The following is a 24,199-nucleotide window of genomic DNA, read 5'->3' on the forward strand; positions in this document are numbered from 1 at the left end:
GCGGCTCAGACGCTGCTCAGGCGGTAACCCACGCCCGCTTCGGTGCTGATAAAGCGCGGGTTGGCGGGGTCGTCGGCGAGTTTCTGGCGCAGGTGGCCGACCACCACCCGCAGGTAGTGGGTGTCTTCGGTGTGAGTGGGGCCCCAGATGTCTTTGAGCAGTTGCTGCTGGGTGACCACGCGGCCGGCGTGCTGCGCCAGTTGTGCCAGAACCGCGTATTCCTTGCGGGTCAGGCTGATGTCCTGGCCGTCCAGGGTTACGCGGCGGTAGGCGAAGTCGACAGTCAACGGGCCGACGCTGACCGAGGCTTGCGGCGCATCGCCGGCTTGAGCGTGGCGCAACAAGGCACGCACACGGGCGAGGAATTCCTGAATGCCGAACGGTTTGGTCACGTAGTCATTGGCGCCACTGTCCAGCGCCTTGACCTTCTCGCCCTCGCCTGCGCGCACCGACAGCACCAGCACCGGCACCTGCGACCACTCGCGCACCTCGCTGAGCACCTGTTGGCCGTCCATGTCCGGCAAGCCGAGGTCGAGCACCAGCAAATCCGGCTTGGCCAATGCCGCCTGTGCCAGGCCTTCGGTGCCGGTGGCGGCTTCGATCACTTTGTAGCCCTGCGCGGCGAGGCTGATGCGCAGGAATTTGCGAATCTGCGGCTCGTCGTCGATAAGCAAAATGGTGCTGGGGTTGCTGGTCATAGGAGGTCGTTATCGGCAGACGGTTGCGGGTGCAGCGGCAAGTGTAGGGTCAAGCTGGCGCCGCGCCCATCCAGACCGTCGCCGACCGTCACGCGGCCGCCATGGGCGCCGAGCATGCCTTGGCAAATGGCCAGGCCCAAACCGGTGCCCTGCCCGCCCCGGTCGCCTCGGACGGCGGTGTAGAACATGTCGAAAATCTTCGCCCGCTCGGCCTCGGGAATACCCGGCCCCTGATCGCTGACGCTGATGCGCAGCTCACTGGCATCGCTGCTCACCGCCACGCGCAAGCGACCGTGGGCCGGCGAAAAGCGTGCGGCGTTTTCCAATACGTTGATCAGCGCCTGTTCAATCAGCGCCGCGTGCACCCAAAGCAGCGGCAGTTCGGCCGGCACTTCCGTTTCCACTTGCAACGGCGCCAACAACGGCCGCAAACGTTGCAAGGCGCTGGCGACGATATCGACCGGCGCCACCCAGTCACGCGCGAGCTTCAGGCTGCCGTGGCCGAGTCGGGTCATGTCGAGCAGGTTCTGGATATAGCGGTCCAGGCGCTCGGCTTCATCGCGGGTACTTTCCAGCAGTTCGATGCGGTCGCTGTGGGGCAACTGGCCGTCCAGAGTCAACAAACTGTCGATGGCGCCGCGCATGGCCGTGAGCGGCGTACGTAGGTCGTGAGACACCGAGGCCAGCAAGGCACTGCGCAGCTGTTCGGTTTCGCCGTGCAGGCGTGCGGCTTCCAGGTCTTGCGCCAGTTGCGCGCGAGCCAGTGCCTGCCCCAGCGGCTGACCCAGGGCGCTGAGCAAACGCCGACGCTCCATGGCCAGCGGCTGCTGGTCTTTGGGGCTGACGCCGAGCAGCAGCAGCGGCCCGTCTTCGCCGGACAACGGCCACCACCACCACCGCCCGCTCGGCAAGGTGTCGGTGCCCAGGCCGGCGGCCTGATCATGCTGCCAGGCCCATTCGGCGGCCATGCGCTCGGCATCGCTGAGCAGGCGCGACACACCGCCCTCCACTTTCCACATGCCCTCGTCGCTGCGCCCGAGCAGGCACACATCGACATCGGTCCAGCTCGCCAACTGCTGACTCGCCGCCAGCACCACGGCCTGGCGGTCGGTGGCGGCGGTGAGCTTTCGCGACAGGTCGAGCAGCGCCGCCGTTTCACTCTGGGTTTCCCGCAGCGCGCGCAATTGCCGGCGCTGACGCGCGGCGAGGTTGCCGGTGAGGGCCGCCATGAGCAGGAAGAACAGCAGCGTCAGCACATCTTCGTGCCGGTGAATGGCCAAGGAGAAATGCGGCGGAATAAACAGGAAGTCGTAAGCCAGGAATGACAGCACCGCGCTCAGCAAAGCCGGGCCGGAACTGGTGCGCACGGCCACCAGCAACACGGCGGCCAGCAGCACCAAAGAAATATTCGGCAGCGGCAACACCTGCGCCACGGCCCAGGCCACCAACGTCGCCACGGCGGTGGCGGCCATGGCCAGCAGATAATCGCCGCGTTGCAGCGCATGACGCGGCCGCAGCGTACGCGTGCGTGGCACCGCGTCGCTGTCGAGCACGCTGATTTCCAAGCCATCGCCATGGCGCAACAAGCGCTGCGCGACGCCGGCACCGAGCCAGCGCTGACGGCTGCGTCCTACCAGAATCAGACTGGCGCGGCGCTCGGCGGCATGTTGAATCAGGGTTTTGGCCACCTCGCCGGCACGCAGACTCACCACTTCGCCGCCCAGGCGCTCGGCCAATTGCTGCGCGGCTTGCAACCGCGCACGGGCCTGTTCGTCACGGGCGGCGCCGGTGTCGACATGCACCAGACTCCAGGGCAAATGCCGGCGCTCGGCCACCCGGCAAGCATGGCGCACCAGGCGCTCGGCCTGGGCGTCGGCATCAATGCCCACCAGCAACCGACCGCGCACGGTTGGCGCTTCCTGGCCCAGTTGGCGATAGCCCTGATTAAGGTCGGCATCCACCCGCGCGGCGGCGGTTTGCATGGCCAGTTCGCGCAGGGCGGTGAGGTTGGTCTGGCTGAAAAACGCATCAATGGCGGCACGCGCCTGTTCAGGCACATACACCTTGCCGTCGCGCAGACGCTCCAACAGCTCGCGCGGCGGCAAGTCAATCAACAGCAATTCATAGGCTTCTTGCAGCACCCAATCGGGCACGGTTTCGCGCACGTGCACGCCGGTGATGGACTGCACCTGGTCGTTGAGGCTTTCGATGTGCTGCACGTTGACGGTGGTGTACACGTCGATGCCGGCGGCGAGCAGGTCTTGCACGTCCTGCCAGCGTTTGGCGTGGCGGCTGCCGGGGGCGTTGGTGTGGGCGAGTTCGTCGACCAGCACCAGCTTGGGCGGTTTTGCCAGCAGGCCGTCGAGGTCCAGCTCGGTGAGTTGCATGCCGCGATAATCGAGGCGTTTTAGCGGTTGCTGCGGCAGGCCCACCAGCAGGGCTTCGGTTTCGGCGCGGGAATGGGTTTCCACCACGCCGGCTCGCAGGTCCACGCCCTGACGCAGCTGGGCCTGGGCGGCCTGGAGCATGGCGTAGGTTTTGCCGACGCCAGGGGCGGCGCCGAGAAATACTTTCAGGCGGCCTCGGCCGTTGGCGCTGTTGACTGCTGCCAGGAGGGCGTCAGCGCGTTCGCTGTTGCTCATGGGGCTCCGTTGGGTTGGTGCTTTAGTTACTGCCGTTATTCCCGCGAAGGCGGTGGTTCGACAATTTGGGATCCGGAATTTTGCGACTTGCTTCGATCCATCCAAAACTCTGGATCCCGAATTGTCGGACCACCGCGTTCGCGAGGATGACGGAGGTTTTTATATAGATTCGTGTAGGAGTACTTCGCCTTACGCCCCTCCCACCGTCATCCTCGCGCACGCGGGGATCCAGAATGTTGCGACTGACACCGATCTATCCGAAATTCTGGATCCCGAATCGTCGGACCGCCGCATTCGCGAGGATGACGGAGAACGTATGAAAAACTTCCGTCATCCTCGCGCACGCGGGGATCTAGAATGTTGCGACGTACACCGGTCCATCCGAAACTCTGGATCCCGAATCGTCGGACCGCCGCCTTCGCGGGGATGACGGTGAAAGTCTGAAAAACCTCCGTTATTCCCGCGCACCCTAACGTCTATTCCCCCTCCCCAGCCAGCACCCTATTCAACGCCAGCACATTCACCACCGCCGGTCCAATCAGCGGCCGCTTCACGTTCTGTTCTATCAACCGTTCAAGCGCCTTGCCATCGATATTCATCGCCGCCGCAATCCGCGCGATCTGGTACTGCGCCGCCGCCACCGGCAGGTCCGGGTCCAGGCCGCTGCCGGAGGTGGTCACCAGCGCCATCGGCACAGCGCCCTGCCCGGCCACGGCGAGTTTTTCGCTGTCGCCCGCTACCCGTTCGCGCAGTGCGGGGTTGCTGGGGGCCAGGTTGCTGGCGCCGCTGGAGACGGTGGCAAAGCTACCGGCCGAGGGGCGCGATTGGAACCACTGCGCGCCGTCAAATGGCTGGGCGATCAGGCTGGAGCCGCGCAGGCGGCCTTGTCGGTCGTGAATCAGGCTGCCGTTGGCCTGGTCGGCGAAGGCCAGTTGGGCCACGCCGGTGACGGCCAGCGGATAGGCCACGCCGGTCAGTACGGTCATCAAGGCAATCAGGCTTACCGCAGGACGCACATAACTGTTCATTTCACTTCTCCAAAACCTGGCCTTACGCCAGGCCAATACTGGTCAGTAACAGGTCGATCAATTTGATGCCCACAAACGGCGCCACCAGCCCACCCAGGCCGTAAATCAGCAGGTTGCGGCGCAGCAGGCTGGCGGCATCTAAGGCTTCTACTCGCACACCGCGCAGGGCCAGCGGCACCAGGGCGATGATGATCAGGGCGTTGAAGACGATGGCCGACAAAATCGCGCTCTGCGGACTTTGCAGTTGCATCACGTTAAGCACGCCCAGCTGCGGATAAATACTGGTGAACAGTGCCGGCAAAATGGCGAAGTACTTGGCCACGTCGTTGGCGATGGAAAAGGTGGTCAGCGCGCCACGCGTTACCAGCAGCTCCTTACCCACTTGCACCACGTCGAGCAGCTTGGTCGGGTCGGAGTCGAGGTCCACCAGGTTGGCGGCTTCGCGGGCGGCCTGGGTGCCGTCGTTCATGGCCATGCCGACGTCGGCCTGGGCCAGCGCCGGAGCGTCGTTGGCGCCGTCGCCGCACATGGCGACCATCTTGCCGTCGGCCTGCTCGGCACGAATACGCGCCAGTTTTTTCTCCGGTGTGGCTTCGGCAATCACGTCGTCCACCCCCGCTTCGGCGGCGATGGCGGCGGCGGTCAGCGGGTTGTCGCCGGTCACCATCACGGTGCGAATGCCCAGCTGACGCAGCTCGGCAAAGCGCTCGCGAATGCCGGGTTTCACCACGTCTTTCAGGTGAATGGCGCCGAGCAATTTGCCGTCGGCACACACCAGCAACGGCGTGCCACCGCTTTGGGCGATTTTGTCGATCTCCCGGGACAGCACGGCCGGCATTTCGCTGCGCGGCATGCCGATAAAAGCCAGCAAAGCATCGACTGCACCTTTGCGGTAGATGTGCCCTTCGAAGTCGACGCCCGACAGCCGGGTTTCGGCGCTAAACGGCACGGCATGCACCGCCTCGCGCACCGGCTCGTTCATGGGGTGCAGACCGCGCAGGTACTCGACAATGGATTTGCCTTCTGGCGTGTCGTCGGCCAGCGAGGCCAGCAACGCGCCTTCAGCCAGGGCTTTGCCGGTAACGCCGGGCGCGGCATACAGCGCGCTGCAACGGCGGTTGCCGAAAGTAATGGTGCCGGTTTTATCCAGCAGCAGTACGTGCACGTCGCCGGCTGCTTCCACGGCACGACCCGATTTGGCGATCACGTTCAGGCGCACCAGACGGTCCATGCCGGCAATGCCGATGGCCGACAGCAACCCGCCGATGGTGGTGGGAATCAGCGTCACCAACAGCGCCACCAGAAACACCAGCGGCAAGGCGCCACCGGAGTAAATCGCGAACGGCTGCAAGGTGACGACCACCAGCAGGAAGATCAGCGTGAGGCCGATCAGCAAGATATCCAACGCCACTTCGTTGGGGGTTTTCTGCCGCTTGGCGCCTTCCACCAGAGCGATCATGCGGTCCAGCGTGGACTCGCCGGGGTTAACGCTGATGCGTACCAGCAGCCAGTCGGAAACCACGCGGGTGTTGCCGGTGACGGCCGAGCGGTCGCCACCGGATTCACGGATCACCGGCGCCGATTCGCCGGTAATCGCCGCCTCGTTAACGGCGGCGATGCCTTCGATGACCTCGCCGTCGCCGGGGATCAGCTCGCCGGCTTCCACCCGCACTACTTCGCCTTTGCGCAGCGAGGCAGCCGGCACGGTTTCGAAGGTGCCGTTTTGCAAGCGGCGGCGTGCGCAAAGACCCTGGGTGCCGGCACGCAAACTGTCGGCGCGGGCCTTGCCGCGCCCCTCGGCCAGGGCTTCGGCGAAGTTGGCGAACAACACCGTGAACCACAGCCATACGGCGATTTGCACGGCGATAAAGGTCGGCACCGGCTGGCCCGGCAAGGCGCACAACACGGTGGTGAAAATGGCGGTCAGTTCCACCACCAGCATCACCGGCGAGCGCACCAGTTGGCGCGGGTCGAGTTTGACGAAGGCTTGCACCATCGCCGCCTGCCACTGCTTGCGCGGCGTGGCCGGCGCGCTCGGTACTTGCAAGGGTTGAGTCTTGGCGTTCATGGCTATTCCTAATTAATGACCGAGCAGGCTGAGGTGTTCGGCCACCGGCCCCAGGGCCAATACCGGCAGGAAGGTCAAACCACCCACCAGCAAAATGGTGATGGTCAGCAGGCTGACAAACAGCGGGCCGTGGGTCGGGAAACTGTTCTGCCCCACCGGCACTCGGCGCTTGGCCGCCAGGCTGCCGGCAATCGCCAGCACCGGCAGGATGTAGCCGAAGCGCCCGAGCAACATGGCCAGGCTGAGCATCAGGTTGTGGAACGGCGTGTTCGAGCTAAAGCCGCCAAAGGCCGAGCCGTTGTTGGCGGTGCCCGAGGTGTAGTTGTAAAGAATCTGGCTCAGGCCATGGGCGCCGGGGTTGCTCACCGAGGCGTTGGCAAACGGCAGCACGGCAGTCAGCGCGCCCAGCACCAGCACGCCCAGCGGCATGACCAGCAAGGTCAGCACCAGCAAACGCACTTCGCGGGCTTCGAGTTTTTTGCCGAGGTATTCCGGCGTGCGGCCAACCATCAGGCCGCAGAGGAATACGGCAATCAGCACGAACAGCAACATGCCGTAGAGGCCGGCACCCACACCGCCGAAAATCACCTCGCCGAGCATCATGTTGAACATCGGTACCATGCCGCCCAAGGCGCTGAAGCTGTCGTGCATGGAGTTCACCGAGCCACTGGACGCCGCCGTGGTGGCCACCGCCCAGAGCGCCGAGGCGCCAATGCCGAAGCGGCTTTCCTTGCCTTCCAGCGAACCGCTTTGCTCGATGTTCAAACCGGCCAGCGCCGGGTTCGGTTGCAGCTCGCTGTACAGCGTCACGCCAACGCCGAGCATCAGCAGAATCAGCATGCAGCTAAGAATCGCGCGGCTCTGACGCAGGTCTTTAACGTAGTGGCCGAAGGTGAACACCAGGGCGGCTGGAATCAGCAGAATGGAGGCCATCTCAAACAGGTTGCTCCACACCGTCGGGTTCTCGAACGGGTGCGCCGAGTTCACGCCGAAGAAGCCGCCGCCGTTGGTGCCCAGTTGCTTGATGGCAATCTGGCTGGCCGCAGGACCGAGCGGCAGGCTTTGCTCGCCGCCTTGCAGGGTCATGGCGTCCAGGTAATGGCTGAACGTTTGCGGCACGCCCTGCCACACCAGAAATACCGCCAGGGCAATGCACAACGGCAGTAAGACGTAGAGCGTGCCGCGGGTGAGGTCGACCCAGAAGTTACCCAGCGTCTGACTGGAGCGGCGCGAAATACCGCGGCACAGCGCAACCAGGACCGCCAGGCCGGTGGCGGCGCTGACAAAGTTCTGCACGCCCAGACCAACCATCTGGCTGAAGTAACTCAGACTGGCTTCGCCGCTATAAGCCTGCCAGTTGGTGTTGGTGACAAAGCTCACCGCCGTGTTGAACGCCAGCGTCCACTCAAGCCCCGGCATGTGCTGCGGATTCAACGGCAACACGCCTTGCAGCAGCAAAATCGCGAACAACAGCAGCAAGCCGGCCAGGTTGAAGGCCAGCAGCGACAAGGTGTACGTCTTCCAGTCCTGCTCTTGCTTGGCATCCACGCCCGCAACGCGGTAGCTGAGGCGCTCCACCGGCTGCAACACCGGCGAAAGCCAGGTACGCTCGCCCTCCATCACCCGATAGAAAAAGCGCCCCAGCCACGGTGCCGGCAACAGCACCAATGCGAAGAACGCCACCAGCAATAAAACGACATGACTGTCCATTGGCGGCTCCTCAACTACGCCCGGCGCGCAACAGCGCAACCAGCAGGTAAATGAACAGTCCGCTGGCCAACAGCAGGGACAACCCGTCCAGAAGATGCATGGATATTTCTCCGTCATACGGCGACTGCCGCTTAAGGAGGATTGTCCGCAGGGGGGCGTAAAGGGACGAGATGCGAAGGCAGGCTTGGGCGTAAAGAACCCGTAAAAAACGCAACGGCTTTGCTCCCCTCTACCGCCTACGGGAGAGGGGCCGGGGGTGAGGGCAAAACAAACGCAACGGCCCCCCTCACCCCAACCCTCTCCCCGAGGGGCGAGGGAGCTTGATCGGAGACGTTTTCGGATTGTGTATTGCCCGGCTACGCTTTGTATCAGCCCGGATACAGTAACGACATGTTGTCGATACGCCCCACCCTCAGCATGGCGCCCGCTTGCCACCCGTCCCACGAATTACGGAGCTCACGCCCGATGGAAGCTTTTAACGAACGGGACGTCCGCTCACGTACCACACGCGCGTTGATCGTCGATGACAACGTCGAGCTGCGCGAGCTGCTCAGCGGTTACCTGACCCGTTTCAACATCAGCAGCGAGGCCGTCGGCGATGGTTCCGGCATGCGCAAAGCGCTGGCCGCCAGCCGCTTTGACGTGGTGATTCTCGACCTGATGCTGCCCGGCGAAGACGGCCTGGAACTGTGCCGTGAACTGCGCAGTGCTTCCGACATTCCCATCCTCATGCTCACCGCCCGCTGCGAACCCACTGATCGCATCATCGGCCTGGAACTGGGCGCCGACGATTACATGGCCAAGCCCTTCGAACCGCGCGAGCTGGTGGCGCGCATCCAGAGCATCCTGCGCCGCGTGCGCGACGACCGTGAGCCGCCGCGCAATGACGAGCGCAACAGCATCCGTTTCGACAATTGGCAACTCAACGGCGTGTTGCGCCAACTGCATGCGCCCGACGGGCTGGTGGTGCCGCTGTCCAACGCCGAATTCCGCCTGCTCTGGGTATTTCTCGAACGGCCGCGCCGGGTGCTGAACCGCGAGCAACTGCTGGACGCCGCGCGGGGCCGCTCGATTGAAGCGTTCGACCGCAGCATTGACCTGCTCGTCTCGCGCCTGCGGCAGAAGCTGGGCGACGACCCGAAATGCCCGCGGCTGATCAAAACCGTGCGCGGGGAGGGTTACCTGTTCGACGCCCGCGAGATTGGCTGATGCGCTCGGCCAACACCCTGTTTGCCCGCCTGTTTGGCATGTTGCTGCTGTCTATCGTGCTCGCCCATTTGCTCGCATTCGCCTGGTTCAGCTACTACGGCGGCCCGCAACCGCCCGGCCCGCCGCCCGAACACCGCGCCGGCCAAGCCCCACCGCAGCGCCCCGGTTTAGGGCCGTTGAATGGACCGTTGGTGCCCTTGATTACGCAAATGCTGACGCTGGTAGTCGCCGCCTGGTTCGGCGCGCGGCTGTTGAGCCGGCCGATCCAGCGCTTGTCTGAAGCGGCCGAACGCCTGAGCGAAAACCTCGACGCCGCGCCGCTGCCCGAAGAAGGCCCGCTGGAAGCACGCAAGGCCGCGCGCATGTTCAACACCATGCAAGAGCGCATTCGCGAGCAGGTGAAACAGCGCGGGCGCATGTTGGCAGCGGTCTCCCACGACCTGCGCACCCCGCTCTCACGCCTGAAACTGCGCCTGGAACAAGTACCCAACGCCCACCTGCGCGAACGCATGGGGCAAGACCTTTCAGAAATGATCGACATGCTCGACGCCACCTTGCGCTACCTGCACGAACAGCGCGCCACCGAAGCGTTGCAATGGTTCGACGTGCAGGCGCTGGTGGAGTCGCTGGCCGAGAACGCGCAGGACCAGGGCGACGACGTCACCCTTGAAGGGCATTGCGCACCGTTAAGGGTGCAACCGTTGGCGCTGCGCTCAGCCATTAGCAACTTGCTCAACAACGCACTGCGCTATGCGGGGCATGCGCGGGTTGTGTTGGTCGATTCGCCCACGGCGGTGGAGGTGCACGTGTGTGACCACGGGCCGGGTATTGCGCCGGAGCAGCGGGAATGTGTGTTTGAGCCGTTTTTTCGGGTGGAGGGGTCGAGGAATCGGGATTCGGGTGGCGTGGGGCTGGGGCTGACGATTGCGCGCGAGGCGGCGCAGCGGCAAGGGGGGGATATTGCGTTGCGGGAGACGGTTGGGGGTGGGTTGACGTGTGTTTTGAGGTTGCCTCGTTCAACGCCCAACCCCATTTCGTAGGTTGGGTTGAGCGTTTAGCGAAGCCCAACGTTTGGAAGTTAGTGCGTCGGTATTTTTTACCGCCGCGCGCTGAACGCTTTGTTTCGCGCTTTACGCGCATCTCAACCAACCCCCCGTCATTCCCGCGTAGGCGGCGGTCCGACGATTCGGAATCCAGAATTTTGAGCCTTACACGCATTTCGACCAACCCCCCGTCATCCTCGCGCACGCGGGGATCCAGAGTTTCCAGCCGTACATCGCTGTGAAGTGCGGCGGTATTCATTACCGAGTGCGCTGAACGTTAGCTTTCGCGCCTTACGTAGATTTCGCACCCGAACTCCGTCATTCCCGCGCAGGCGGCGGTCCGACGATTCGGAATCCAGAATCTTGAGCCGTATGCATATGGCACGGGCGGCGGTATTCATTACCGCGTGCGCTGATCGTTTTGTTTCGCGCCTTACGCGCGAGTTTCTTTTTCCAGTCGACGAAAAAGAAACCAAAAAGTCTTGCCCCTACCTTGGGTCTCCGCTGCGCTCCGACTTCCCTCCCTCCGTCGCCGCTCCAGGGGCACGGACTAGGCGTCCCCGCGATAAGGGCCATCCATGGCCCGACACGCCTTTCGCGGCTCCCGGCCGCTCAACCCCCTCCACGTCGACTCCACTCGGCCTGCGATGAATGGGGCGGGTAGATCACAAACCAGATCAAAAGCGGTGGATCAAAAGCCAGGTCAAAAGCCAGGTCAAAGCCAGGTCAAAAGCCAGGTCAAAAGCTGTAGAACAACATCAAAAACTCGCGGCTGAAGCGGATCGCCGCCCGGCCGCTCCCACAGGGTCGGCATTGGCTTTGTGGGAGCGGCTGTAGCCGCGATGCTCTTGATCTACATCGCCTCAAACCGCGCCATCAAATCCATCACCCGCTCGGCCTTCTCTTCCACCACGGCCTGGCTGTCTAACCCTTCCACGTATTCGGCCAACTCGGCCACCGAGCTGCATTCGAACATGGCCCGCAGCGGCACGTTGCGTTGCAGCAAGGTTTGCATCCGTGAGGCGATTTGCGTGGCGAGCAGGGAGTGGCCGCCCAGTTCGAAGAAGTTGTCGTGCACCCCTACCCGTTCGACTTTCAGCACCTGCGCCCAGATGTCAGCCAGTTGCTGTTCAAGCGCGGTACGCGGTGCGACGTAGTGTTGGCTTGGCGAAAGCCCAAACTCCAGGGCCGGCAAGGCGTTGCGGTCGAGTTTGCCGTTGGCGTTGAGTGGCAGGCGGTCTAGCAGGTGCCAGTGCAGCGGCACCATGTAGTCCGGCAGGTCGGCACGTAGCCGTTGTTTGATTTGGTCGAACCACACACCCGGTTCACGCTCCGCAGCAACCGGCACCAGGTAGCCGACCAGGTATTTGCCAGTCGGTCCTTCCTGCACGGCCACGGCGGCATCTCGTACGTCGGCCTGTTCATGCAGCCGCGCTTCGATTTCGCCGAGTTCGATACGGAAACCGCGAATTTTCACTTGATGGTCGATACGCCCGACATATTCCAGCACGCCGTCGGCCCGACGTCGGGCCAGGTCGCCGCTGCGGTATAGGCGCTCGCCCGTGGCAAACGGGTTGGGCACGAAGGCCTGGGCGGTGCGCTGGGGGTCGCCGACGTAGCCGCGCCCGACGCCCGTGCCGGCGATGCACAGTTCGCCTACGGCGCCGACCGGCACCAGTTCGAGGGCGTCGTCCAGCAGGTACAGGCGGTTGTTGTCGGTGGGGCTGCCGATGGGCAGGTAGGTGCTTTGGGTGGAGGCCTGGTCCACGCGGAAAAACGCGACGTCGTCCGAGCACTCGGCCGGCCCGTAAGCGTTTACCAGGCCGACGCTGGGGTAGCGTTGCAGCCATTGGCGCGCCAGTTCCGGCGGCATCGCTTCGCCTGTGGGCAGCAGCCAGCGCAGGTTTTCGAGCGGCTGGGCGATGTGTTCGGCCAGCATGCCCTGGATCAGCGACGGCACGCTTTCCAGCACACTGATGCGCTGCTCGGCGACATGCGCGAGCAGCGCCTGCGGGTCGTGGGCGATGGTGTTGGGCACGATGGCCACGCGAGCGCCAAACAGCGGCGCGGCGAGGAATTGCCAGACGGAAATGTCGAAGCTTTGAGAAGCGGTTTGCGCGATCACATCGTCGCTGCCGAGGTTCAGGTACGGCACTTTGCTCAGTTGGTTGTTGAGCATGCCGGCCTGCTCGACCATCACGCCTTTGGGCAAACCGGTGGAGCCCGAGGTGTAGATCACGTAGGCGAGGTTGTTCGCCGCGCTGTAGACGCCGGGGTTGCAGTCCGGCGAGGCGCTTTCCTGTATTTCCTCCCATACCAGCAAGCGCGGACGGCCGCCACAGCCGAGCTCTTCCAGCAGGGTCATCGCCTGCTCGCGGCACGCGCGGGTGCACACCAGCACCGGCGTGCGGCTCAGTTCGATGATGCGCGTCAGCCGTTGCACGGGGTGGCTGGGGTCCAGCGGCAGGTAGCCGGCGCCGGCTTTGAAGCTGCCGACGATCATGCCCAGCAGTTCCAGACTGCGTTCGGTCAGCAGCGCCACCGGTTGGTCACGGCGCACGCCGGCAGCGATCAAGGCATGGCCCAGACGGTTGGCGCGCCCGTTCAGTTGTTCATAGGTCCATTGCTGGTCCAGGCAACTGGCGACGACGCGCTGCGGCGCGGCGGCCACCTGCGTTTCGAACAGCCGTGCGTAGCCCTGCTCCAGCGGATAGGCGCGCTCGCTGGTGTTGCAGTCGACAGTCAGCAAGCGTCGCTCGCTTTCGCCCAGCAAGGGCAGTTCGTCCATGTCGCCGTGGAAGTGTTCGGCCAGGGCCAGCAGCAGCCGTTTGAATTCGGCGAGCAGGCGTTCGATGGTTGCCACGTCGAAGTAGCGCTGGTCGTAGGAAAGGTGCAGGCCCAGGTCGTCGCCCGGGTAACACACCACGGTGAGCGGGAAGTTGGTGTGGGTGCGGCCTGAGTCGGAGGTGGCGTTCAGGCTTTGCGCCTGGTCGAGCACGGTGGTTTCCACCGGGGCGTTTTCGAACACGAACAGGCTGTCGAACAGCGGCTGGCCCTTGGGCAATTCGCTGCATTCCTGAATTGCCACCAGCGGCAGGTATTCGTGTTCGCGCAGGTCCATGTTGCTGGCGAACAGGCCGTGCAGCCAGTCGCGCACGCTGAGCGGTTGCCCGGCGTGCGGCAGTGTCACGCGCAGGGCCACGCTGTTGATAAACAGGCCGACGGTGCGCTGCATGGCGGGCATGCCCACCGGGCGACCGGCCACGGTGACGCCAAACAGCACGTCGCGCTCGCCGCTGTAACGGCGCAGCACCAGCGCCCAGGCGGCTTGGGCAAAGGTGTTAACGGTGAGTTGGTGGCGCTGTGCCAAGTCGCGCAGGTGCGCGCCTTCGCTCGGTTGCAAACGGGTGTAGCAGTCGCCAACGACCATGCCGCCACTGTCGCCGCTGTGGTCCTGAACGATGGGCCGGTCGCTGGGAATATGGGTGCGGCGCTCAAAGCCGGCCAGGTTGCGTTGCCACCACTGGCGCGCCTGGTCGAGGTCCTGGCGTTGCAGCCAGCTGATGTAGTCGCGATAACGCGGCGCTTCGGGCAATTGCGGCGCCCGTTGTTCGCCGAGGGCGCTGTAGATTTCAAAGAAATCGCTCATCAGCAAGCCCCGGCACCAGGCGTCGATGAGGATGTGGTGGTTGCTCATCATGAACCAGTAGCGCTGCGCTTCCAGCTTGATCAAGCGCAGGTGGAAAGGTGGCCGGTTGAGCAAGTCGAAGCCGGCTTCACGCTCGCGTTTGTGCAGGGCTTGCAGGCGCGCTTCATGCTCGTGTTCGGGCGAGGCGCTCCAGTCGAGCATCTCCAGGTCGGCGGCGCCGGGTTTGTGAATGATCTGCAGCATGGCCTCGCCGGCATTCCAGGCGAACGACGCGCGCAGCGCTTCATGGCGCGCGACCACGGCCTGCCAGGCGCGGGCGAATCGCTCGGGGTCCAGCGCGCTGTTGATGCGGTAGCGGTCCTGCATGTAATAGATGCCGGTGCCAGGTTCCAGCAGCGTGTGCAGCAGCAGCCCTTCCTGCATGGGCGTGAGCGGGTACAGGTCGTCGATGTGCGCCACGGGCACCGGCAGGTTGTCGAGCTGCTGCTGGCTGAGGTGCGCAAGGGGAAAGTCCGACGGTGTGAAGCCGCCATTGCCGGTTTGCAGGCAATGGTCGATGACGCTGTGCAGTTCATCGATCAGCGCCTCGGTCAGCCCCTGCACCACCTTTGCGTCGTAGCGTTCGCGGCTGAAGGTCCAGCGTACTTGCAGCTCACCGTTGTGCACCTGGCCGTCGATGCTCAGCTCATTGGCCAGTGGCGCCAGCGCGCTGTGGATGGCGCCGGGGCTGTCTTGCAGCAAGGTGAACAGGCCATCGGCGCCGGAATCGAGTTGGCCAAGGTAGTTGAAGGTCACCTTGGCCTCGGGCAAATCGCTAATGGCGGCGCGGCTGGCCGGGTCGGCGAGGTAACGCAATACCCCATAGCCCAGGCCTTTGTGCGGCACGCTGCGCAGGTGTTCCTTGGTGGCTTTGATGGCGGTGGCGAGGTCGACGTGATGGTCGATGCGCACCGGATAAGCGCTGGTAAACCAGCCGACGCTGCGGGTCAGGTCGAGGTCGTCGAACAGCGCTTCGCGGCCGTGGCCTTCGATTTGGATCAGCGCCGAGGTCTGCCCGGTCCAGTGGCACAGCACGCGACTGAGCGCGGTCAACAGCAGGTCGTTGACCTGGGTGCGATAGGCCGCTGGCGCCTGCGCCAGCAGCTGGCCGGTGCGTTCGGCACTCAGGCGCACGGTGAAGGTTTCGGCGTCGCGTTCAAGGTTGCTGCCCGCGCGGCGAACGCCTGGCAAATCACCGCCCTGCCCGCCCAGTTGCCGTTGCCACCAGCCCAGTTCTTCGCGCAGCGATTCGCTGCTGCCATACACGTTAAGGCGCGCGGCCCATTCGCCCATGGCGCTGGTTTTGGCCGGCAGCTGCGGTTCTGTTTCGCCGCTTACCAGTTGCTCATAAACGGTTTGCAGATCATCGAGCAGCACGCGCCACGACACGCCATCAACCACCGTGTGATGAATCGCCAGCAGCAGTTTTTGCCCGTCCACCAGCACGGCACGCAGCAGCGGGCCGTGTTCGAGATCGAGGCTGCGCTGGGCGTTTTCAAACAACGCTTGAGCCTGCTTCGCGCTGGTCTGCCAGAGCAGCGCGTCGTCTTCGGTGTGCTCGCGGTAAAACGCACGCCATTGGCCATCGGCATCGGTAAAGCGCAGGCGCAACGCGTCGTGCTGCTGCACTAAACGCCGCACGCTGCGCTGCAACAGGTCGGCGTCCAGCGGTTGTTGCGCGTGCAGCACCAGCGCCTGGTTCCAGTGGTTGCGCTCGGCCATTTCCCGAGCGAAGAACCAGTGCTGAATCGGCGTGAGCGCGGCCTCGCCAGTTAACGCGCCCTGCTCGCTCAGCACCTGCTGTTGATGCGTGGCGACGCTTGCCAGCGCCTGCACGGTTTGATGCTGAAAGAGATCGCGGGGGCTGAAGTGAATGCCTTGCTGCCGCGCGCGGCTGACCACTTGAATCGACAGAATCGAGTCGCCGCCCAATTCGAAAAAGTTATCCGCCAAGCCCACTCGCTGCACGTTCAGCACGTCGCGCCAGATCGCCGCCAAGCGCTGTTCCATCCCGCTGCGTGGGGCCACGAACTGCTGACGGTTTTGCGCCAGGTCGGGCGCCGGCAAGGCGCGGCGTTCGACTTTGCCATTGGCGGTGAGCGGCAAGCTCGGCAGCAGCACGGTGAAGGTCGGCAGCATATGGTCCGGCAGTTGCGCCAGCAGGTGCGTTTTCAGGCTGTCGCGCAGGGCTTGCTGTTGCTCGCTGTTGGCCTCCGCCAATGCGGTACCGATATAGGCGACCAACTGTTTACCGCTGGGGCCATCAAGCGCCAGCACCACGCACTCGTTAACGTCGCGGTGTTCAAGCAGGCGCGCTTCGATCTCGCCCAGTTCGATACGAAAGCCGCGCACCTTCACTTGTTGGTCGATACGGCCGACGTATTCCAGTTGCCCATCGGCGCGTTGGCGCACCACGTCGCCCGTGCGGTACAAGCGTCCACCTGCGCCACTGTTGGCAAACGGGTTGGGCACAAACCGCTCGGCCGTCAGTGTCGGCCGCGCGTGGTAGCCAAGGGCCAGGCCGGCGCCGCCGATATACAGCTCGCCGGTGGAACCGGGCGGCACCAGCGCCAGATCCGCGTCCAGCACATAGGCGGTGCGCGCGCCGACTACACGGCCGATGGCCACGCTGCTGGCACCCTCCGGCAGATGCTCCGGCGCCAGGCTGGCGAGCGGCATGACTACCGTTTCCGTCGGCCCGTAGGCGTTGAAGAACTGCGTGGGCGCGAAACCTGCGCGGATGCGGTGCAGGTGCTCGCCGGTCAACGCTTCGCCGCCGGTGATGCACAGGCGCACCGGCAACTGTTCCTGCCGGCTGGCCAGCCACTGCGCCAGTTGGCTGCCATAGCTGGGGGTGAAGCCGAGGATGGTGACGCGGTGCTGGCGGATCAGCGTGCAGATTTCCTCGGCGCCCCATTGGCCCTGGCCGCGCAGCACCACTTCGGCGCCACACAGCAGCGGCGTGAGCAGGCGCTCGCTGGCGGCGTCGAAGTTAATGGAATACACGTGCAGCTCGCAGTCGTCGCTGCGCATGCCGAAGCGGGCGATCACCGCGCGGCAGTGCATGGCGATTTCGCCGTGGCTGACCACCACGCCCTTTGGCTTGCCGGTAGAGCCGGAGGTGTAAATCAAATACGCCTGATTCAGCGGCGAGCTGAGATCGGCCGGCGCATGGCTGGGGAAGTGAGCGAGGTTGAGTTCATCCACACAACCGAGCACCACGTTGCCTGGCAAACCGCCAAGGCTTGCCAGCCATTCCGCGCGGCCCAGCAGCAGCGCAATGCCGCTGTCTTCGACCATGAACTGCAAGCGCTCCGGCGGGTATTCCGGGTCTAGCGGCACATAGGCACCGCCGGCTTTGAGAATGGCCAGCAGGCCGACGACCAAGTCGGTGGAACGCGGCAACGCCAGCCCCACCCGCACTTCCGGGCCGACGCCGTTGGCGCGCAGCCACTGGGCCAGACGGTTGGCCTGGGCGTCGAGTTCGGCGTAGGTCAGGCTGTGTTCGCCCACGCTCAGCGCCCGAGCGCCTGGCGTGGCGGCGGCCTGCGCGGCGAACAGTTGATGCACGGTCGCGTCGAGCGCGTATTCGCCCGGCTCCTCACCGAGGTTGTCTAGCAGCGCATGCTGTTCGGCCGCCGACAGCAGCGGCAATTCGGCGAGGCGTTGCTGCGGCTGCTGGAGCATGGCCTGCAACAGATTGACCAGATGCTCGGCCATGCGCGCGATGCGCGCTTCGTCGAACAAATCGCAGCTGTAGGTAAAGCAGCAGCCCAGGCGATGGTCGAGGTCGGTGACTTCCAGGTTGAGGTCGAACTTGGTCGCCCGCGCATCGTTGGCGAGGTATTGCACCGTCATGCCGGCCAGCGTGCGGGTTTGCTGGAATTCCCAGCGCTGCACGTTGCACATCACTTGGAACAGCGGGTTATAGGCGGCGCTGCGAGGCGGTTGCAGGGCGTCGACCAAGTGATCGAACGGCAGGTCTTGGTGGGACTGGCCGTCGATCACGGTGTGCCGCACATGCTCCAGCAATTGCATGACGCTGAGTTGCCCATCGACCTGACAACGCAGCACCTGCGTATTGAGAAACGCGCCAATCAGCCCTTCACTTTCCGGGCGAATACGGTTGGCCACCGGCGCGCCAATGCGCAGGTCGGTTTGCCCGCTGTAGCGATGCAGCAACGCGGCCAGGGCAGCGGTCATGGTCATAAACAACGTCAGGCCATGGGCGGCATTGAACGCGCGCAAGCGCTGGGCCAGCTCCGGCGCGAGATCGAAGCGGTACAACTCGCCGCGATGACTTTGCCGCGCCGGTCGCGGACGGTCGCTGGGCAATTCGAGCACGGGGTGTTCGTGGCCGAGCTGAGCTTTCCAATAGCTGAGCTGACGGTCCCGCTCGCCGGCTTCCATCCACTGGCGCTGCCACTGGCTGTAGTCGAGGTATTGCACCGGCAGCGGCGCCAATGGCGACTCGTTTCCTTGCACAAAAGCCTCGTACAACGCTGCCAGTTCACGGGCGAAAATATCCATCGCCCAGCCTTCGGTGGCGATGTGGTGCAGGGTTAACGCCAGGTAATGCTCGTGCGCGGCGCATTTGATCAGCGTGGCGCGCAGCAGCGGTCCGGTTTCCAGATTGAAGGGTTGATGGGCGTCGGCGTCGGCGAAGTGCTGCAAGCGTTGGATGCGCTCTGCGGCATCGAGCGCGGAAAAATCCTGCCAACCCAGGCGCACGCTGGACTGCGGGGAGACCTGCTGACGAGCGATGCCGTCCGTGCTCGGGAATGTGGTGCGCAGGGTTTCGTGACGTTCGATCAGCGCCCGCAACGCCGCCTCGAAACACGCCACATTCAGCGCCCCGCTGAACTTGGCCAGACCGCCGACGTTGTACGCCGGGCTGTCCGGTTCCAGTTGCCAGAGAAACCACATGCGCTGCTGCGAATACGACAGCGGCTGCGGCTGCGCGCGGTCGACGATGGCGATGGCCTGCTGACTGTTGCGTTGCCCGCTGGCCTGAATGGCGGCCACCTGCGCGCTAAACCCTGCAACCGTACTGGCTTCAAATAACGCCCGCAGCGGCAGCTCGACATCGCAGGCTTGGCGCACGCGGGAAACGATTTGCGTGGCCACCAGCGAATGACCGCCCAGCTCGAAGAAATCATCGGCAAGGCCAACCTGCTCAAGCCCCAGCACATCGCGCCAGATGGCGGCGATCTGCATCTGCAATGGCGTGCTCGGTTCGATGTGATCGCGTTGCTGCCATACCGGTTCGGGCAGCGCCTGGCGATCCAGTTTTCCCGCCGGGCTCAGGGGCATTTGCGCCAGGCGCAGCAGGTGCGCCGGCACCATATAGTCCGGCAACTGGGCGGCCAGCGCGGCGAGCAATCGGGCGGTTTGTTCGGCCTCATGTTCAGCCGTGGTGCCGGTGTAATAGGCGACTAGCTGTGCGCCGGCATGACCGTCGCGAATCAGCACCACAGCCTGCCCAACGCCAGCCTCGGCCAACAGTCGCGCCTGAATTTCTTCCGGCTCGATGCGAAAACCACGCAGCTTCACTTGCTGATCGAGGCGGCCGAGGTATTCCAGCGCGCCATCGGCGCCCCAGCGCACACGGTCGCCGGTGCGGTACAAACGCGCGCCCGGCTCGCCCAATGGGTCGGCGACAAAGCGCTCGGCCGTGAGCCCTGGCCGCCCCAGGTAGCCACGCGCCAAGCCGGCGCCACCGATGCACAGCTCGCCGGCAACGCCGACCGGCACCGGTTGCAGCTCGGCGTCCAGCACATGGCAATTCACATTGCCCAACGGCCGGCCGATAGGCGAGCGCTCGCCGTCGCCGGTGTGGCAGTGCCAGTGGGTGACGTTGATGGCGGTTTCGGTCGGGCCGTAGCGGTTGTGCAAGGCCACCTGTGGCAACGCCGCCAATACGCGGTCGCGCAAAGCAGCGGGCAGCGCTTCGCCACCCGAGAACACGCGGCGCAGGTTGATGCACTGCGCCACGTTTGGCTCCTGCACAAACAACTGCAACAGCGGCGGCACGAAGTGCACGGTGGTAACGCCGAAGTCGCGCACCAGCTGCACCAGGCGCTGCGGATCGCGGTGCTCGCCCGGCGCCGCCAACAGCAACCGGGCGCCGCTAATCAACGGCCAGAAGCACTCCCACACCGACACATCGAAACTCACCGGCGCCTTTTGCATCAGCACATCGCTGGCATCCAGCGCGTAGGTGCGTTGCATCCAGTTCAGGCGCTCGGTCAGCGCTGCGTGGGTAACGCCGACGCCCTTGGGTTGGCCGGTGGTACCGGAGGTGTAAATCACATAGGCCAGGTTGTCACCGCGCACGCCCGACACCGGCGCGGCGCAGGGTTCGCTGCCCGCCTCCAGCGTGTCCAGCTCCAGCACTTGAATGCCGCTCGGCACGGCCAGGGTTTGCGCGAGGTGACGTTGCGTCAGCAGCAGCTTCGCGCCGCTGTCGTGGAGCATGAACGCCAGGCGCTCGGCCGGATAATCGGCATCCAACGGCACATAGGCGCCGCCGGCTTTGATGATCGCCAGCAAGCCGATCAGCAACTGCGGCGAGCGTTCGGCGGCAATGGCGACGCGCACGTCCGGGCCCACGCCAAGGTCGCGCAACCGGTGCGCTAACCCGTTGGCCTGGGCATGCAGCGCGCCGTAACGGAGGCTGCCGTTTTGCCAGAGCAGCGCGGTGTTTTCAGCGTTGTAGTGTTCCAGCCATTCGGGCAGCAACTGCTGCGCGGCGGGCATGGGCGCGCGGCTCCATTCGGCAAGTTGCTGCTGTTCGGCCTCGCTTACGATCTGCAACGCGCCGAGGGTAATGTCTGGCTGCTCCGCCACCTGCTGCAACAGGCTGACCATACGCTCGGCGAGGCGCTCGATGCTGGCAGCGTTGAACAACTCATCGGCGTAGTCGAATGACAACGTCAGGCTTCCACGGGCGTCTTCTTCGCTGTGCAGTTGCAAGTCGAACTTGGCTTCGCGGCTGTGCCACGGCAGTTCCTTGGCGAGCAAACCGGGCAGGCGACGCAGGCTGCCGAGGTCGCGCTGCTGGTGGTTGAACATCACCTGAAACAGCGTTTCGCCTCCGAGGGCGTGCACCACCTGGTCGAACGGCACGTCTTGATTGGCTTGCGCGTACAAGGTGGCGGCGCGGGTGTTTTCCAGCACGTCGGTGAAGCGCTGGCGGGGGTCGAGCTGACCGCGCAGCACCAGCGTGTTGATAAAGAAGCCGAGCAAGCCCTGGGTTTCCAGGCGCTGACGGTTGGCGCCGGGCACGCCGATGCGCACGTCGGTTTGCCCGGTATGGCGCAGCAGCAGGGTTTGGAAACTGGCGAGCAGCAGCATAAACAGCGTGGCGTTCTGGCCGTTGGCGACCTGGCACAGGCGCTGGCTCAGGGCGTCGTCCAGCTTGAAGCGATAACGCGCCGCACTGTGCCGGCGCTGGTGGCTGCGGGGTTGGTCCAGGGGCAATTGCAGGACCGGCGCCTCGTCGGCCAGGTGCGCAGTCCAATAGTCGAGTTGGCGCTGCCCTTCTGCGCCTGCCAGCCACTGGCGCTGCCAACTGGCGAAGTCGGCGTAGCCCAGCGGCAACGCCGGAAAATCGGCCGGCTGGCCGCCGCAGCCTTCGGCGTACAGGCGGGCAAATTCGTCGAGCAGAATATTCAGCGACCAACCGTCGGCCACGATGTGGTGCAGGGTTACCAGCAACTGCTGCTCATCGTCAGCCAGGCGCAGCAGCGTCACGCGCAGCAGCGGGCCGGTGGTGAGGTCGAACGGTGCGTTGGCCTCCTGCTCCCGTTCGCGGGCGGCCTGCTCGGTTAGCGCCGTGCCGCTCAGGTGGCGAAGGTCGACATCCCGAACGTGCAGCGTGGCGTCGGGCTGCACGCGTTGCAGGGCCTGGCCGTCGCGCTCGAGGAACACCGTGCGCAGCGCTTCGTGACGCTGAATCAGGCGCGCAAAACTGCTGCGCAGGGCGTGGTCATCCAGTTCGCCGCGCAGGTGCAGGCCGCCCGGAATGTTGTAGGCGGCGCTGGCGGGGTCCAGTTGCCAGAGGAACCACAGGCGATTTTGTGCGGGCGATTGCGGCAGATCCTGATCGCGCGATAGCCGGGTTATTGCATCGACTTTGCCGCCGCCGAGGGCGATGTGTCCGGCCACGTTGTTGGTAAAGCCAGCGAGGTTCGGGGTTTCAAACAGCTCGCGCAGTTGCAGGTTGATGCCCAGCTGTTCACGCAACTGAGCCATGACCTGCGCCGCAGAAATCGAGTTGCCGCCGAGCAGGAAAAAGTTGTCGGCGCCGCTGACGCTGGGCACGTGCAGGTGCTCGGCCCAGACGGCGGCGATCTGTTGTTCAAGCCCTGCGGCACCTGGCGTTGCGTCGTCTTTCTTGGCTTTAGCCGAGGGAAAATGCGCGTAGCTGTCGAGGCTGCCATCGGCCAGGCCGAGCGCGCACGCCGAACGCTGCAACTTGCCGCTGGAGGTTTTCGGCAAGGCGCCGGGGTTGAGCAATACCACTGCCTGTGGCGCTTGCTGATACGCCCCGGCCACGGCCTGGCGAATGGCATTGATGACATCGTCGGCGGGCACATTTTTCTGCACGCTGCGGCCAATTTCGGCAGCAATGCCGATGCCCTCTTCGCCGTTATGACGAACCGCAAACGCCGCCACCCGCCCTTTTCGCACGTGGGCCACTTCGGTTTCGACGGTGCGTTCGATGTCCTGCGGGTACAGGTTTTGGCCGCGCACGATCAGCATGTCTTTCAGCCGGCCGCTGACAAACAGCTCGCCGTTGCGCAAGGCGCCGAGGTCGCCGGTGCGCAGCCAGATTTGGCCGTCTTGCTGGATAAATGTCTCGGCGCTGGCGTGCGCATTGCGCCAGTAACCGTGGGCGATGCTCGGGCCGCTGGCCCAGATTTCGCCGACCTGGTTGTCGCCCAGCACGGCGCCGCTAACGGGTTCGACAATGCGCACCTCGTGCAACGGCCGCACGCTGCCGCAGCTGAGCAAAACGCCGTCGCCGCCCGCTGCAATGCGCTGTTGCGCCAAGGCTTGAGCGCTCACGCCCAGGGCGGCGATGCCCTGCCCGCGCGTGCCGCTGGTGACATACAAGGTGGCCTCGGCCAGGCCGTAGCAGGCGAGGTAGCTGCTGGCGGAAAAACCGCTGGCCACGAACTTCTCGGCAAAGCGCTCGAGGCTGTCCTGGCGGATCGGTTCCGAGCCGGAAAACGCCACGCGCCAGCGACTCAGATCAAGCGCGGCCAAAGCGGATGCGCTGACCCGTTCGCTGCACAGGCGATAGGCGAAATCCGGTCCGCCACTAACCGTGCCGCCGTAACGGCTGATGGCTTCCAGCCAACGCACGGGCCGCTCAAGGAATGATTTGGGCGACATCAACACGCACGGCACGCCGCTGAAGATCGGTTGCAGCAGGCCGCCAATCAGGCCCATGTCGTGGTACAGCGGCAGCCAGCTGACGATCACGTCGTCGGCCTCGATGCCAAAGCCCTGGCGAATCAGCAGCTCGTTGGCGACCAGATTGCCGTGGGTCACTTGCACGCCTTTGGGTAAGGCGGTGGAGCCGGAGGTGTATTGCAGAAAGGCGATATCGTGGTCAGCTAGTTCGGGCGTTTGCCAATTGGCGGCCAGCGTTTGGGTTAAAGCATCGACCAGCAGCAACGCAGGCGCGTTATCGAGGTGTTGTAGGGTGCTGTGCCCGTCACTGCTGGTGAGCAGCACGCTGGGTTCGGCGTCGGCCAGAATCGACAGCAACCGCAGCTGATGCTGGTGGCGCGATGATTCAGGCGGATACGCCGGCACGGCAATCACACCGGCATACAGGCAGCCGAAGAATGCGGCGACGTAATCCGGTCCGCTGGGGAACAGCAACACCGCGCGGTCGCCCGGCTTGGTTTGCGCTTGCAGCGCGGCAGCGATGGTGCGCGCGCGCTGGTCGAGTTCGGCATAGGTGAGCACCACGCCTTCGCCGTCATCGCCGTCCAGAAAACGCAGGGCCAGGGCGTGCGGCTGCTCGGCGGCGCGGCGTTGCAAAGCGTGAACCAGAGTGCGGGGACGTTCGAACGAAGGCATGGCGGAATCCTGCTG

The 24,199-nt window shown here is 64.6% G+C and carries 9 protein-coding genes; 2 read left to right on the top strand and 7 right to left on the bottom strand.

All coding sequences use genetic code 11. From position 1 onward, the window contains the following. Positions 1-5: 5 nt before the first annotated feature. The 6 genes from ACZZ0Q_RS15035 to kdpF form a co-directional block, all read right to left on the bottom strand. Positions 6-698, bottom strand: a complete 693-nt coding sequence (locus ACZZ0Q_RS15035; protein WP_463541747.1) for a response regulator — start codon at positions 696-698, stop codon at positions 6-8. Next, complete coding sequence (locus ACZZ0Q_RS15040; protein WP_463541746.1) at positions 695-3,340, bottom strand: DUF4118 domain-containing protein; 2,646 nt, start codon at positions 3,338-3,340, stop codon at positions 695-697. The genes ACZZ0Q_RS15035 and ACZZ0Q_RS15040 overlap by 4 nt, the downstream gene beginning before the upstream one ends. Positions 3,341-3,816: 476 nt before the next feature. Beyond that, positions 3,817-4,368, bottom strand: coding sequence for a potassium-transporting ATPase subunit KdpC (gene kdpC, locus ACZZ0Q_RS15045; protein WP_463541745.1), 552 nt, complete (start codon positions 4,366-4,368; stop codon positions 3,817-3,819). Positions 4,369-4,390: 22 nt separating this feature from the next. Next, positions 4,391-6,436 (bottom strand): potassium-transporting ATPase subunit KdpB, encoded by a 2,046-nt coding sequence (gene kdpB / locus ACZZ0Q_RS15050; RefSeq protein WP_463541744.1) that lies wholly within the window; start codon positions 6,434-6,436, stop codon positions 4,391-4,393. A 12-nt stretch (positions 6,437-6,448) separates the two neighbouring features. Next, entirely contained in the window at positions 6,449-8,146 is a 1,698-nt protein-coding gene (gene kdpA / locus ACZZ0Q_RS15055) for a potassium-transporting ATPase subunit KdpA (RefSeq protein ID WP_463541743.1), read from the bottom strand. A 10-nt stretch (positions 8,147-8,156) separates the two neighbouring features. Next, entirely contained in the window at positions 8,157-8,246 is a 90-nt protein-coding gene (gene kdpF, locus ACZZ0Q_RS15060) for a K(+)-transporting ATPase subunit F (protein WP_108097287.1), read from the bottom strand. A 365-nt stretch (positions 8,247-8,611) separates the two neighbouring features. Between kdpF and ACZZ0Q_RS15065 the strand changes: the two genes are divergently transcribed. Beyond that, positions 8,612-9,355 carry a response regulator gene (locus ACZZ0Q_RS15065; protein ID WP_463541742.1) on the top strand — a complete coding sequence of 248 codons (744 nt, stop codon included), beginning with the start codon at positions 8,612-8,614 and terminating at the stop codon, positions 9,353-9,355. Next, positions 9,355-10,395: a sensor histidine kinase gene (locus ACZZ0Q_RS15070; RefSeq protein ID WP_463560713.1), complete on the top strand. Its 1,041-nt coding sequence runs from the start codon at positions 9,355-9,357 to the stop codon at positions 10,393-10,395. Before ACZZ0Q_RS15065 ends, ACZZ0Q_RS15070 begins: the two co-directional genes overlap by 1 nt. Before the next feature lie 856 nt (positions 10,396-11,251). Here the strand turns inward: ACZZ0Q_RS15070 and ACZZ0Q_RS15075 are convergent. Continuing rightward, complete coding sequence (locus ACZZ0Q_RS15075) at positions 11,252-24,184, bottom strand: non-ribosomal peptide synthase/polyketide synthase (protein WP_463541741.1); 12,933 nt, start codon at positions 24,182-24,184, stop codon at positions 11,252-11,254. Positions 24,185-24,199: the final 15 nt, after the last annotated feature.

It is taken from the genome of Pseudomonas sp. AC070 (assembly GCF_979258635.1).